We start from the raw sequence: 13,378 nt of genomic DNA on the forward strand, positions 1-13,378 counted from the left end.
GATGTCGGATCTTCTCAAGGGCAAACGCGGCCTGATCATGGGGGTGGCGAATGACCGCTCGATTGCTTGGGGCATTGCCAAGGCGATGCACGAGGCAGGCGCGGAACTGGCGTTCACCTATCAGGGTGAAGCGTTCGGCAAACGGCTGGAACCGCTGGCCCAGAGCCTGGGCAGCGATTTCATGGTCGATGCGGATGTCACCGATGATGAATCGCTGGACCGCGCGTTCAATGAGTTGGGCGAACGCTGGCCGACGATTGATTTCGTGGTTCACGCAATTGCCTATTCGGACAAGTCCGAACTGACCGGTCGTTTCCTGAACACCACGCGGGCGAACTTCAAGCACTCGATGGATGTCTCGGCCTATTCCTTTATCGAGGTTGCGCGCCGTGCCTATCCGCTGATGAAGGACAATGGCGGCTCGCTGCTGACGCTGACCTATCAGGGTTCGAACCGGGTTGTGCCGAACTATAACGTTATGGGCGTGGCGAAAGCCGCGCTGGAATCGGCGACGCGTTATCTGGCCAACGATCTTGGCCCCGAAGGCATCCGCGTCAACGCCGTCTCGCCCGGCCCGATGAAAACGCTGGCAGGTGCCGCCATCGGTGGCGCGCGCAAAACCTACAAGTTCTGTGATCAGAACGCACCGATGCGTTCAAACGCCACGCTCGAGGCCGTCGGTGGCACTGCCGTTTACCTGGCTTCTGATGCCGGTGCCTGCACCTCGGGCGAGATCATTCGCGTCGACGGCGGCTTCCACGTTTTGGGCATGCCGCAGCCCGATCACATGTGACCCGATCTTTCCCTGCCCGCGCCAAGATTTCACCATCTTTCGCGGGCACGGATAGCGGCATGAGCAAAGCAGAACAAATCCTCTCGAACACCTCTCGGGTGTCCCGGCGCAAACAGGGCTTTTTGGGACAACGCGGCCGGATCGCGTTGCTGGCCCTTACCATGCTGCTGATGCTGTTTGTGTTCTTTACACAGGCAGATGTGCGCGCGGCCTTTACATCCTGGACCAGCCTGATTTCAGGCTGATCCAAAGCGCTGACCCGCTGTGGTCAGTTGATTGAGACGACCTCGATATCGAAAATCAGGTCCTGACCGGCCAGCGGGTGGTTTGCGTCCAGCGTGACGGTTGCCTCGTCCGAGTCTACCACCGTCACCGGCACCGCTTGCCCGTCCGGCGTCTGCATCTGTAACTGGGTGCCGGGATCCAACGGGATGTCATCCGGGATGCCCTCGCGCGGGATCTGCTGGCGCGCTGCGGGGTTGATCGGGCCATAGGCATCCACGCAGGCGATTTCGACCCGCTTTTTCTCACCCACAGTCAAACCGGGCATGGCGGTATCCAAACCGGGAATGATCTGGCCTGACCCGACCACGAATTCAAGCGGATCGCGTCCTTCGGAACTGTCGAACACGTTGCCGTCCAACAGCGTACCTTTGTAATGGATGCGAACGGTGTCGCCTTGTTTGATCTCGGTCATAGGTGGCCTCCGGCCGTTAAGGGTTTAAGCGATCAAACCTAGGGAGTGACACGGCATTGTAAACCCTCCCCCCTTTTGCGCCTGCGACTCTTGTGCCAACCTGCGCCGGATTGAGGGAGGGGTACCGATGCCAATCACCACATGCGTTTTTGACGCCTATGGCACGCTGTTCGACGTCGCCGCCGCCGCACGTCAGGCGGCCACCGAACCCGGTTACGAGAAACTGCAACAGAAATGGCCTGAACTGGCCAATCACTGGCGACTGAAACAGCTGCAATACACCTGGCTGCGCGCGATCACCGACGCCCATGCCGATTTCTGGGATGTGACCCAGGACGGGCTGGACTGGGCGCTTGAGGCCACCGGGCTGGACGGCGACCCGACCCTGCGCCAGCGCCTGCTGGACCTGTATTGGGAGTTACAAGCCTACCCCGAGGTCCCCAAAATGCTGGCCGATCTGAAAGCCAAAGGGCTGAATACCGCGATCCTGTCCAACGGGTCGCTACCCATGCTGGATGGTGCGGTAAAATCGGCTGGAATTGGCGACGTTCTGGACGACGTTCTGTCGGTCGAAAGTGTTGGCATCTTCAAACCCCATTCCAGCGTCTATGATCTGGTGCAAAACCGCTTTGGCGGCACCCGTGATGAGGTGTTGTTTGTCAGCTCGAATGGCTGGGATGCCGCAGGGGCCAGCGGCTATGGCTTTGTGACCGCCTGGGTCAACCGCGCAAACGAGCCAATGGACCGCTTGCCATGGACACCAGCACATGTACTGTCCGACCTGACGACGATCCCTCAACTGGCTGGATTTTAATGGCTTTCTTCACCACTTCCGACGACAGGCGCCTCTATTACACCGATACCGGTTCAGGAAGTCCGGTGCTGTGTCTGGCCGGGCTGACCCGCAACAGCCGGGATTTTTCATTCCTCGCGCCGCATATCACCGATCTGCGGATGATCGCGATGGACTACCGGGGGCGCGGGCAATCGGATTTTGACCCGGATTTCATGAACTACAACATTCTGCGCGAATCCCACGACGCGATTGAGCTGCTGGATCATCTGGGGCTGGATCGCGTGGCCGTTCTGGGCACCTCGCGCGGGGGCCTGATCGCGATGGCCTTGGCCGCCAGCCACCCCGAACGCCTGTCCGCCGTGGTGTTGACCGATGTGGGTCCGGTGATCGAAACTTCGGGCATGGCCAAGATCATGGATTATGTCGGCCGGCAGCCGGTGGCGAAGACCTATGACGAAGCCGCGCAAACCCTGCAGCAAGTGATGGAGCCGCAATTCCCCGGCGTCCCCCTCAGCCGGTGGCGGCAGCAGGCCGAGATTCAGTATGAGCAGACCGCGGACGGGCTGGCCCTGCGCTATGATCCCGCCTTGCGCAAGGCCTTGCTGGATCAGGCCGCCGCTGGCGCCATCCCGGATATGTGGATGTTCTTCGAGGCGCTGCATGACATTCCGACCGGCGTCATTCGGGGCGCAAACTCGGACGTGCTGGGCAAGGATACGCTGATCGAAATGCACAAACGCCACCCCGGTCTTATGTCTGTAGAGGTTCCGGATCGCGGGCATGTTCCGTTTCTGGATGAACCACAGTCGCTGGACCTTATCCGCAAGGTATTGGACGCCGCATGAGCACGCTGGAAATGATCGAAGCCGCCGCCGAGCGGCTGAAAGGCCACGTCCGGGAAACACCCCTTCTGACCTCGCCGTTTCTGGACGAATTGGCGGGGCGCCGGGTGCTGGTAAAACCGGAATGCCTGCAACATACTGGCAGCTTCAAGTTTCGCGGCGCCTGGTCGGCGATCTCGGCTTTGGACGAGGCCGACCGGCGACGCGGCGTGATCGCCTTTTCCTCGGGCAACCACGCGCAGGGCGTGGCCTATGCGGCCGCGCGGCACGGGATTTCTTCGGTAATCATCATGCCCTCGGATGCGCCGCAGTTGAAGATCAACAACACCCGCGCGCTGGGGGGCGAAGTGGTTCTGTACGACCGCGCCAACGAAAGCCGCGAAGAGATTGGCGAGGCGCTGGCTACCGAGCGCGGCCTGACCCTGATCCGCCCCTACGATGAACCGCAGGTGATTGCCGGTCAGGGCACCACCGGGCTGGAGCTTGCCCGGCAAGCCGCCGAGATGGGCGTTGAAAAGGCCGACGTACTGGTCTGCTGCGGTGGCGGCGGGCTGACTTCCGGCATTGCTCTGGCGCTGGAGGGCCACGCGCCCAGCCTGCGCGCACGCCCGTGCGAGCCTGAAGGGTTCGACGACGTTAAGCGGTCTCTGGCCACGGGGCAGATTCAGAGTAACGCCGCTGCTTCGGGGAATATCTGTGACGCAATCCTGACGCCGCAGCCGGGGCAGATCACCTTTCCGATCCTGAACCGCCTGAGCGGGCCGGGCCTGTCGGTCACCGAAGAAGAGGCAATGCGGGCCATGGCGCAGGCGTTCCTGCGACTGAAGCTGGTGTTGGAACCGGGGGGTGCCGTGTCGCTGGCCTCGGCCCTGTTTCGCCGTGACGAAATCGAGGGCGATGCGGTGATCGTTGTGGCCTCGGGGGGCAATACGGACCCTGAAGTCTTTGGAAAAGCACTGGAATTCCTGACCTGACATGGATCAATGATTGGGTCACTGTGACGACTTAACGTGTGACAACGGGGATTGTGTCATGCAGATCTTGGATCTTGGTGAAGTGCAGTTGCACTATCGGGTCGATGGTGATCCGGATGGTGCGCCGATTGTCTTTGCCAACTCGCTGGGCACTGATCTGCGTCTTTGGGATGCGATGCTGCCCCACCTGCCTGCAGGTCTGCGGGTCATCCGCTATGACAAGCGCGGGCACGGGCTGTCGTCGCAGCCCCCTGCCCCCTATTCAATGGGCGCGCTGGTGCGCGATGCCGAGGCGCTGCTGGACCATCTGAACGTGCGAGATTGCGTTTTTGTCGGCCTGTCCATCGGCGGGCTGATCGCACAGGGTCTGGCGGTGAAACGTATGGATCAGGTGCGCGCACTGGTGCTGTCGAACACCGCCGCCAAGATCGGCATCCCCTCGATCTGGCAGGACCGGATGGAAGCGGTGCGTCAGGGCGGTATCGAAGCCTTGGCCGATGCCACGATGGAGCGGTGGTTTTCGAAGAAATTCCGCGCCTCGCCCGATCATCTGCTGTGGCGCAACATGATGGTGCGCCAGCCGGTCGACGGGTATCTGGGCTGCTGCGCCGCAATCGCGGGCACGGATTTCTACACCCCCACCAGCGGCCTGCGCCTGCCCACGCTGGGGATTGCGGGCAGCGAGGATGGCTCGACCCCACCGGATCTGGTGCGCGAAACCATCGACCTGATCCCCGGCTCGAAATTCGAACTGATGCGCCGGGCGGGTCATCTGCCCTGCGTCGAACAACCGGCGGAATACGCGGCCCTGCTGCGGGATTTCCTGACCGATATCGGACATATGTGAAGGAGCGTGACAATGGCAGATTTTCTGTTGGTCCATGGATCCTGTCATGGCGCCTGGTGCTGGCGCGATCTGATCCCCGCGCTTGAGGCTCTGGGCCATTCGGCGCGGGCCATTGATCTGCCCAGCCACGGCTCGGACCCGACGCCGATTGCCGACGTCACGCTGGAGAGCTGCCGGGATGCGGTGCTGTCGGCCTCGACCCCGCAGACCATTGTCGTCGGCCATTCCTGGGGCGGTTATCCGGTCAGCGCGGCCGCCGAGGCCAAACCCAAGGCCATGCGCGCGCTGATCTATCTGTGCGCCTATGTTCCGCAGAACGGCCTGTCCATGGTTGAAATGCGCAGACGGGCGCCGCGTCAATTGATCGTCGATGCGGTCGAGAAATCCACCGATGGCCTGTCCTACACGGTCAGGCCAGAAAAAGTGCACGACCTTTTCTATCACGATTGCCCGCCAGAGATCATACCCTTTGCCTTCGCACGCCTGTGCCCGCAGGCCATTGCTCCGCAGGAAACTCCTTTGACGTTGTCCGACAATTTCGCGCGCGTCCCCAAGGCCTATATCCGCGCCACGGACGACCACGCGATCCCGACGGAATACGAAGAAGAAATGGGCCATATCGCGCCCGAGGAATTGCGCAAGACGATCAACAGCTCGCACTCTCCGTTCTTCGCCCAGCCTCGCCATTTGGCAGAAATTCTGGACGATCTGGAACAAAAGCTTCCAGGTGCATAACCCCGCGTAACGGGTGCTTCACAGGTGAACCAGGCGTGATAGGGTCCGGTTGAAACTCGCGATTGGGTGCCATGCGTCTGCCTTTTCTCTTCGTTCTCGGTACGGTCATGATCGACGCCATGGGCATCGGTCTGGTGCTGCCGATCATGCCTGACCTGATCGTCGAAGTTCAGGGCGGCACCCTGGCCGATGCGGCGATCTGGGGTGGCGTACTCAGCACTGCATTCGCCGCGATGCAGTTCCTGTTCGGGCCGATCCTGGGGAACCTGTCCGACGCCTATGGTCGCCGCGCGGTTCTGTTGGTGTCGCTGTTCGTGATGTCGCTGGACTACGTGGTGATGGCAATCGCAGGCAGTATCTGGCTGCTGTTGGCGGGGCGCATCATCGGAGGCATCACGGCGGCCACCCATGCCACCGCTGCTGCGTTCATGGCGGATGTATCGAAACCGCATGAGAAGGCCGCGAATTTCGGCCTGCTGGGCGCTGCGTTTGGCGTCGGTTTCGTTCTTGGCCCGGTGATCGGAGGGTTGCTGAGCGAATACGGCACCCGCGCGCCTTTCTGGGCGGCCGCGGTGCTGTCGGCCCTGACGTTTCTGGCCGGTCTGCTGGTGATGCCCGAAACAGTCACCAACAAAACCCGCCGGGCCTTCAGCCTGCGCCGCGCCAATCCGGTGAATTCGCTGCGCGCCATCGCCGCACTGCCCGGCATCCGCCCGATGCTATGGGTCTATTTCCTCTATTCGGTGTCGATCTATGTCTATCCCGCAATCTGGGCCTATTTCACGACCGAGCGTTTCGGCTGGTCGCCGCAGATGATCGGCCTGTCGCTGGGTGTCTATGGGATCGGCATGGCCGCCGTTCAGGGCGGCCTGATCCGACCGGCAACACGATACCTGGGTGAGCGGGTCACGATCATCTACGGCATGGGGTTCGAGATCGCCAGCTTCCTGCTGTTGGCTTTCCTGACCAATGGCTTCATTGCCCTGCTGTTGATCCCGGTCACAGCGCTGGGGGCGGTTGTCACTCCTGCCCTTCAGGCCCTGACCTCGCGCGCCACGCCCGATTCTCAGCAGGGTGAGTTGCAGGGGGTGCTGACCTCCTTACACGCGCTGTCGATGGTGATCTCGCCGCTGGTGATGACCAGCGTGTTCGCACAGTTCGCTCAGGTCGATGCCGCACTGTATCTGCCCGGAGCACCGTTTCTGTTGGCGATGCTGTTGATGGCCTTCGGGTTTGCACTGTTTTTGCGGTCGCGCCCTGTCGCGGCGTAACAACGACCTCTGAATGACGGTTTCCGTCTTGCAGCCGCCATGTTCCCGCGCCACCGTGGACCAAAGGGAGTGAGGGACAAGAATGCAAACCATCAAAGCCGCCGTCTGCCGGGCGTTCAACGAACCTCTGATTATCGAAGACATCCAGATCTCGCCCCCCGGCACCGGAGAGGTCGAGGTGACGCTGGATGCGGTGGCAATCTGCCATTCCGACATCACTTACGCCACCGGGGCATGGGGCGGGCATCTGCCAGCCGTCTACGGGCACGAGGCCGCAGGCGTGATTACCGCAACCGGTGATGCCGTCGGCGGGTTTCAGGTGGGCGACCCGGTGGTAGTCACCCTTATCCGTGCCTGCGGGTCCTGCCCGTCCTGCGCAGGCGGTCAGCCGACGATCTGCGAGACCCCCTATGACTCGGTCAATGGTCCGCTGCGCACGGCAGATGGCGAGCCACTGAATCAGGCCATGGCCTGCGGGGCCTTTGCCGAGAAGGTTGTGGTCAGCCACCGTCAGATCGTGAAGATTCCCGAAACCATGCCCAAAGATGTGGCAAGCCTGTTGTCTTGCGGCGTCATCACTGGGGTCGGCGCTGCGGTGAATGCTGCCAAGCTTCGCCCCGGTCAGGATGTGGTTGTCATCGGCGCGGGCGGCGTTGGGCTGAACGCCATCCAGGGCGCGCGCATCGCAGGGGCGCGAAGGATCGTTGCCGTCGACATGACCGAAGAGAAACTGGCGATCGCCAGGGAATTCGGCGCAACTCATGGCGTGTTGGCAAGCCTCAAGGAACCGTGGAAAGCGGCGTTCAAAGCGTTGGGCGGGCGCGGCGCGGATGCGGTTCTGATCACCGTCGGAGCTATCCCGGCCTATGATCAGGCCCCCCGCTATCTGGGCCCGGGCGGCAAGGCCATCATGATCGGTATGCCGCATTCCGGCGACATGTCCACCTATGAACCGGTTGTTCTTGCGGCGCTTGGTCAGGGGCTTGTCGGCTCGAAAATGGGTGATGTGGTCATTCAACGCGATATCCCGTGGATGATCGACCTCTATGAACAGGGGCGGCTGAAGCTGGACGAGCTGATCTCGGGTCGCTGGTCCCTGGATCAGATCAACGAGGCGATCGAGGACACCAAGACCGGATCGGCCAAGCGCAACGTGATCCTGTTCGATAGGGGGTAACGGCTGATGAAACTGCAGGACCTCGACATCATCGTCACCGCCCCGCCCGCGCCGGGCTGGGGTGGGCGGTATTGGATACTGGTGAAAGTCACCACGGATACCGGGATCACCGGCTGGGGCGAATGCTATGCCTCATCCGTTGGCCCCGAGGCGATGCGGCACGTGATCAGCGACGTGTTTGAACGGCACATGCTGGGCGAAAACCCCGAAAATATCGAGCTGATGTTCCGCCGCGCCTATTCCAGCGGCTTCACTCAGCGCCCGGACCTGACCGTGATGGGAGCGTTTTCAGGGTTGGAGATCGCCTGTTGGGACATTCTGGGAAAGGATCGCGACCGCCCTGTCTATGCCCTGCTGGGCGGATTGATGAACAAGCGCATCCGGGCCTATACCTACCTCTACCCCCTGCCCCAGCATAACCTGACCGATTTCTGGACTTCACCCGAACAGGCTGGGGACTGCGCTGCGGAAATGGTGCGGCGCGGGTTTACTGCGGTCAAGTTCGACCCCGCAGGCCCCTATACCATTCGCGGCGGGCATATGCCTGCGATGTCCGATATCTCAATGTCGGTCGCCTTCTGCAAAGCGATCCGTGAGGCTGTGGGCGATAAGGCTGATCTGCTGTTCGGTACCCATGGCCAGTTCAACACGGCAGGCGCGATCCGCTTGGGTCAGGCGCTGGAGCCGTATTCTCCGCTGTGGTTCGAAGAACCCACTCCGCCGGACATGATCGAAGACATGGCCCGCGTCGCGCGTAACGTCCGCATCCCCGTGGCCACCGGCGAACGCATGACCACCAAGGCCGAATTCGGCGCCGTCCTGCGCGCAGGGGCCGCCGAGATTCTGCAACCCGCGCTGGGTCGCGCCGGTGGCATCTGGGAGGTGAAAAAAGTCGCGGCCATGGCCGAAGTGTTCAACGCGCAGATGGCGCCACACCTTTATGCCGGGCCAATCGAGTGGGCGGCCAATATCCATCTGGCTGCGTCTATCCCGAACCTGCTGCTGCTGGAGACCATCGAAACCCCGTTCCACGACGCCCTGATCAAAGGCACCATTCGCGTGGACCAAGGCTTTGTGACCGCCCCAACCGCGCCCGGTCTGGGGATCGAGGTGGACGAAGACCTCGCCCGCGCGCACCCCTATTCCGGCGACGGGTTGCATCTGCAAATGCAGGAAGAACCCTGCGACTATGTCAACGGCAACGCTTTTCAGGGCGGCGCACCTGCAACCGAGGGGTGACAATCAAACCCGGATTAGGGCATATTGATCTGACCCCATCACAAAACAGGCCGCGCGTGACCATCACAGCCCAAGACAGCACAAGCGCATCTCCTGAAACCCCTGCGGATATGCAGGAAAATGCCGCGCGGGCGGCGGCTTTTCTCAAGGTGCTGGCGCACGAGGGGCGGCTTATGATTCTGTGCCACCTGGGCGAAGGTGAAAAGTCGGTCAGTGAACTTGAAGACCTGTTGCAAATCCGTCAGGCCGCCGTCAGCCAGATGCTGGCACGGTTGCGACAGGAACGGCTGGTCTCGACCCGCAGGGAAGGCAAGACAATTTACTACTCGCTGCGGGACGGCAACACCGCGCAGGTCATCGGATTGCTCTATGACCTGTTCTGCAAACCGGACAACTAGTTCGAGACATACCCCGCGATCACCTGCAACAGCTTGAACGCGGTCGCGGCGTCGTTTTCGACCACTGCCAGGAATTCTTCCTCACCGATCCGCAGACAGGACAGCTCGGTCTCGGCAATCATGCTGAGCGCGCGGGGTTCCTTGCGGATCAGCCCCAGTTCGCCCACCAGCGCCCCCGGACCGACCTTGGTGATCAGCTGATCGGGGCCTTCCATCTGCGGCAGGTACAATCCGGCCTCGCCCTCAAGCACCACATAGGCACCGTCGGTGGGCTGGTCATCTTTCAGGAACACGACCTCACCTGCTTGGGCATCATACCAGCGCGCACCAAAGGCCAGCAGGCGCAGCTGTCTGCGGTCGAGACCGGAAAACAGCGGTGTCTGCTCCAACGCGCGCAGCTTGCGCGCCAGATCGGCCGAGGCGGCGCTGTCCTCTTCCACCGTGGCATCCCCTTCATCCGAGACCACCCGACCCTGCCGGATTTCGACAAAATTGTCGAATTTATCCGGGTTCTCAAAATGGTCGTTCAGATAGATCACGGTCGTATCCGGCAGCAGTTCGCGCAGGTTTTTATAGACCGCGACCTGGGTCGCCATGTCATAGCTGGCCAGCGCGTTTTCCAGAATCAGGATATCCGGTTTCTTGATCGTCGCGCGGGTAAAGGCCAACGGTTCGGCGAAAACCGCAGGCAGGTTCTGGCCCCCGATGGCGACGGGGACGTCATAGATCAGCTCGACCACCAACGGGCGCGCACCGTTTTCGTCCAATACATCGACAATCAGTTTACGCGCCTCGTCCGAGCGACCGCCGCCAATTTGACTGACCTTGCCGAACAGCGCGTTTTCCATGACCGTCAGGCCGGGCGCAAACGCATCCTTGTGCAGCGGTAAAAAGACATCCTGCAGCCGCTCCAACAGCTTTTCAGAGTGACTGTGGCGCAGTTCCAGAATGCGGCTCTTGAGCTCGCCCGTGAAGGCAGGCCCGATCTGCTCGGCCGAGATCACAAACGGCACCGCCAGAAGGTTCGCCAGCTTTTCGTCATCCAACCCCGACACGCCCTCGTTCCGGGTTTTCTCGACAAGCTCAAGCGCAGCCTCGTAGGTTTTGGCCTCCAGACCGAGCTTGCGGAACAACGGGTGATCGGTCCCGTCGTGGCCAAAGATCTGGCGCAGCATTTCGATCACATCGCGGGTCAGGTTGACCAGCGTCTCGTCCAGTCCCAACTCGCGCAATTGGCCCAGAAACACGGTCTGACGGGCCAGCAGGTCCTGCGTCACCGGAACCCTTGGCGTCGCGAACAACAGGTTTTCCGCGACCGGCAACGCCGAATTATACGTACACCAGTCAAAAACCAGCGCCTGTTGCCCCAGCCCGGCCTTTTGCACCGCCTGCTGCACCAGAGGGCGCAGCTCGACCAGTTTCTGCGCCAGTTCCGGATGTTCGGCGGCGACGAAAACCTGATCCGACCCGCGCTGGAACAAAGCGGCCCCCGATCCCATTCCGTCGATCAGATGCAGCCACCAGTCCCGCAACGCCTCGGGGCTGTCCAATCCGGCCAGGGATGGGTCTAGCCAGTCTGCCTTGTAAGGATCGGAGCTGTTGCCCGCGCGCTGTGTTTCGGCAAAGTCTGGATCGTCGCTTTGGGTCGTCAGCGGCCGCTGTCGCATCGGCATCATGACGTTGTCGCCCAACGTGCCCTGAAACATGACCGGACGTGACGAGGCATAACCGATACGCGCGGCCACGACGCTCTGATGCAGGGACGATAAGTTTTCGCCGCCAACCTCAACCCGGCCCGAACTGGGCAGGATTTCCCGCGTCAGCAGCTCGGCCACGGCGCGCCTGTCTTCCTCGCTGGGGGCGGCGATGCCGATGGTTTGGCCGCCCGCAAAGGTGAGGTTCAGGTCATCCAGCACCTGATTGCCATCCATATCCCGGACCGAGACCCGATCCAACACGATATCGCCGTTCAAGCGAGGTTGGGCTTCGGGCTCGCCCTCGAACAGCTTTTCATCCGGCATCCCCGGTGGGGCAAAGCGTTCGATCACCACGTCCCAGCGCAGCGACATGTCCTGCGTCTGGTTGTAATAGGTCAACAGTTCCTTCCAAGGTGAGCTCAGATCTTTATACGCTGCCAGCGCCGCCACCAGCGCCCCCAGCGAAACCGAACCCTGCAGCACCAACAGACCCCCAACCAGATAGAACATGAACGGCGTCAGCTGCGAGATGAAGTTGTTGATGAACTTCATAAAGAACTTTTTCTGGTAGATCTCGAACCGGATACCAAACAGCCGCCCCAACTGCTCGGATATCATCGCCCGGCGATAGCGCCATCCGCCATTGGCCCGCAGGGTCGAGGCCCCGGCGGCGTTCTCACCGATCTGCGCCGCCAGAATGCGGACTTCCTGAATGCGTTTCTTGTTCAGCAGGTTGATCTGCCGCTGCAGCTTGGGGATCAGCCACGCCTGCAGCGGGATCAGCGCCACGGCGGCAAGGCCGAACCAGACGCTTTGCAGGAACAGGAAAGACAGGATCGTGATCATCTGACCGGCCTGCAGCACCGGCTGGCTGATCGCGTCACCCATCAATCCGCCCATCGGCTCGCTTTCGGCGGTGATCATCGACACCATCTCGCCTTGGCTGACCCGCTCGAAATAGGGCTGGGGGAAGCGCAGGGCGCGGTTGATCAGCTGATACCTGAACCGGCGCAGCATCCGCTCGCTGAGCACCCCTTTCATGGTGTTGATGCGCATCTTCATCAATCCATGAAACAGCACGGCCAGCAAAAACGCCCCGCACAGGATAATCAGAAACGTGGTCTGCGGCAGGTCATAGCCAAGGACATTCACCACCGGGCTGGCCGCACCGATCGCGTCGTTGATGATGCGCTTGGGCAGTTCCAGAGTCAGGTACAACAACGGAAACAGCGTAGACGTCACGGCCAGCAGGATCAGCTGATCGCGTTTTGAATATTTCCAAATAAACCGGAAAATCGAACGTTCTATGGAAACCGCCCCTGTTAAGGATCACCTACCCGATCCTGAAGAAAGTGCCGCAAATCAAACACTCCGAATTTACAGCAATCGTGACCGGTGACGCAAACAGTTTCCAGTTTGATCATATATTCGCCCTGTGTGAACAAGTTCATTTGCGCGGCAACGGTTTAGCCCCTAAGATTCGCATCAGGACGATATCGGGAGGACCAATTTGACTGCCAGCATAGGCGCGGTGCTATTGATGATCTGCTTATTGCAGATCAAACATATGTTTGCGGACTATTACCTCCAGACGCCGAAGATGTTGTCCGGCCGTGGTCAGTATTTCCACTGGGGCCGCGCACAACATGCTGGCGTGCATGTTCTGGGATCGGTTGCCGTCTTTCTGCTGTTCGGGGCACCGTGGTCCTTCATCCTGATCATTGCCGCATTGGAATGGATCGTACATTTCAATATCGACTTTGCCAAAGCCAGCTATTCGGACAAGAAACAGCTGTCACCCGAGCAGGCCGCCTTTTGGCGTGCAACCGGGCTGGATCAGCTCATGCACAACCTGACCTATGTCGCGATGGTCTGGGCCTGGGTGAGTTTCGCCGCCTGACCGGCACTGTAT

At 61.0% G+C, this 13,378-nt stretch carries 14 protein-coding genes; 12 read left to right on the plus strand and 2 right to left on the minus strand.

What is annotated here, in order from left to right; genetic code table 11:
- The first annotated feature begins 1 nt into the window (after nt 1).
- Together ACR0NT_RS12570 and ACR0NT_RS12575 are read left to right on the plus strand one after the other, a co-directional pair.
- Entirely contained in the window at nt 2–793 is a 792-nt protein-coding gene (locus ACR0NT_RS12570; protein WP_170445641.1) for an enoyl-ACP reductase FabI, read from the plus strand.
- 59 nt (nt 794–852) lie between these two features.
- A complete protein-coding gene (locus tag ACR0NT_RS12575) occupies nt 853–1,038 on the plus strand; it encodes a hypothetical protein (protein WP_170445644.1) in 186 nt (61 codons plus the stop codon).
- A gap of 23 nt (nt 1,039–1,061) precedes the next feature.
- Here ACR0NT_RS12575 and ACR0NT_RS12580 read toward each other — a convergent pair whose 3' ends face one another.
- Nucleotides 1,062–1,490 carry an FKBP-type peptidyl-prolyl cis-trans isomerase gene (locus ACR0NT_RS12580; protein WP_170445647.1) on the minus strand — a complete coding sequence of 143 codons (429 nt, stop codon included), beginning with the start codon at nt 1,488–1,490 and terminating at the stop codon, nt 1,062–1,064.
- Between the two features lie 127 nt (nt 1,491–1,617).
- Between ACR0NT_RS12580 and ACR0NT_RS12585 the strand changes: the two genes are divergently transcribed.
- The 9 genes from ACR0NT_RS12585 to ACR0NT_RS12625 all read left to right on the plus strand — a co-directional run bounded on the left by ACR0NT_RS12585 (nt 1,618) and on the right by ACR0NT_RS12625 (nt 9,769).
- Complete coding sequence (locus ACR0NT_RS12585; protein WP_170445649.1) at nt 1,618–2,304, plus strand: haloacid dehalogenase type II; 687 nt, start codon at nt 1,618–1,620, stop codon at nt 2,302–2,304.
- The gene (locus ACR0NT_RS12590; protein WP_170445652.1) at nt 2,304–3,131 is read left to right on the plus strand and encodes an alpha/beta fold hydrolase; all 828 of its coding nucleotides are present in this window, start codon (nt 2,304–2,306) and stop codon (nt 3,129–3,131) included. Before ACR0NT_RS12585 ends, ACR0NT_RS12590 begins: the two co-directional genes overlap by 1 nt.
- The gene (locus ACR0NT_RS12595) at nt 3,128–4,102 is read left to right on the plus strand and encodes a threonine/serine dehydratase family protein (protein WP_170672382.1); all 975 of its coding nucleotides are present in this window, start codon (nt 3,128–3,130) and stop codon (nt 4,100–4,102) included. Before ACR0NT_RS12590 ends, ACR0NT_RS12595 begins: the two co-directional genes overlap by 4 nt.
- A 58-nt stretch (nt 4,103–4,160) precedes the next feature.
- The gene (gene pcaD / locus ACR0NT_RS12600; protein WP_170672384.1) at nt 4,161–4,949 is read left to right on the plus strand and encodes a 3-oxoadipate enol-lactonase; all 789 of its coding nucleotides are present in this window, start codon (nt 4,161–4,163) and stop codon (nt 4,947–4,949) included.
- A gap of 12 nt (nt 4,950–4,961) precedes the next feature.
- Complete coding sequence (locus tag ACR0NT_RS12605) at nt 4,962–5,684, plus strand: alpha/beta fold hydrolase (protein ID WP_170672386.1); 723 nt, start codon at nt 4,962–4,964, stop codon at nt 5,682–5,684.
- 71 nt (nt 5,685–5,755) lie between these two features.
- Nucleotides 5,756–6,955, plus strand: a complete 1,200-nt coding sequence (locus ACR0NT_RS12610; protein ID WP_170672388.1) for a TCR/Tet family MFS transporter — start codon at nt 5,756–5,758, stop codon at nt 6,953–6,955.
- Between the two features lie 82 nt (nt 6,956–7,037).
- Nucleotides 7,038–8,132 carry a Zn-dependent alcohol dehydrogenase gene (locus tag ACR0NT_RS12615; protein ID WP_170672390.1) on the plus strand — a complete coding sequence of 365 codons (1,095 nt, stop codon included), beginning with the start codon at nt 7,038–7,040 and terminating at the stop codon, nt 8,130–8,132.
- Between the two features lie 6 nt (nt 8,133–8,138).
- Nucleotides 8,139–9,371 (plus strand): mandelate racemase/muconate lactonizing enzyme family protein, encoded by a 1,233-nt coding sequence (locus ACR0NT_RS12620; protein ID WP_170672392.1) that lies wholly within the window; start codon nt 8,139–8,141, stop codon nt 9,369–9,371.
- 110 nt (nt 9,372–9,481) lie between these two features.
- Complete coding sequence (locus tag ACR0NT_RS12625) at nt 9,482–9,769, plus strand: metalloregulator ArsR/SmtB family transcription factor (RefSeq protein WP_170445822.1); 288 nt, start codon at nt 9,482–9,484, stop codon at nt 9,767–9,769.
- Here ACR0NT_RS12625 and ACR0NT_RS12630 read toward each other — a convergent pair.
- On the minus strand, nt 9,766–12,762 hold the full coding sequence (locus tag ACR0NT_RS12630; RefSeq protein ID WP_170672494.1) for an ABC transporter transmembrane domain-containing protein: 2,997 nt from the start codon (nt 12,760–12,762) through the stop codon (nt 9,766–9,768). The two genes, ACR0NT_RS12625 and ACR0NT_RS12630, sit on opposite strands and share 4 nt — an antisense overlap.
- A 244-nt stretch (nt 12,763–13,006) precedes the next feature.
- Here ACR0NT_RS12630 and ACR0NT_RS12635 point away from each other — a divergent pair, with 244 nt between their 5' ends.
- Nucleotides 13,007–13,366 carry a DUF3307 domain-containing protein gene (locus tag ACR0NT_RS12635; protein ID WP_480443173.1) on the plus strand — a complete coding sequence of 120 codons (360 nt, stop codon included), beginning with the start codon at nt 13,007–13,009 and terminating at the stop codon, nt 13,364–13,366.
- The last annotated feature ends 12 nt before the right edge of the window (nt 13,367–13,378 follow it).

Source organism: Ruegeria sp. AB10, from assembly GCF_056542745.1.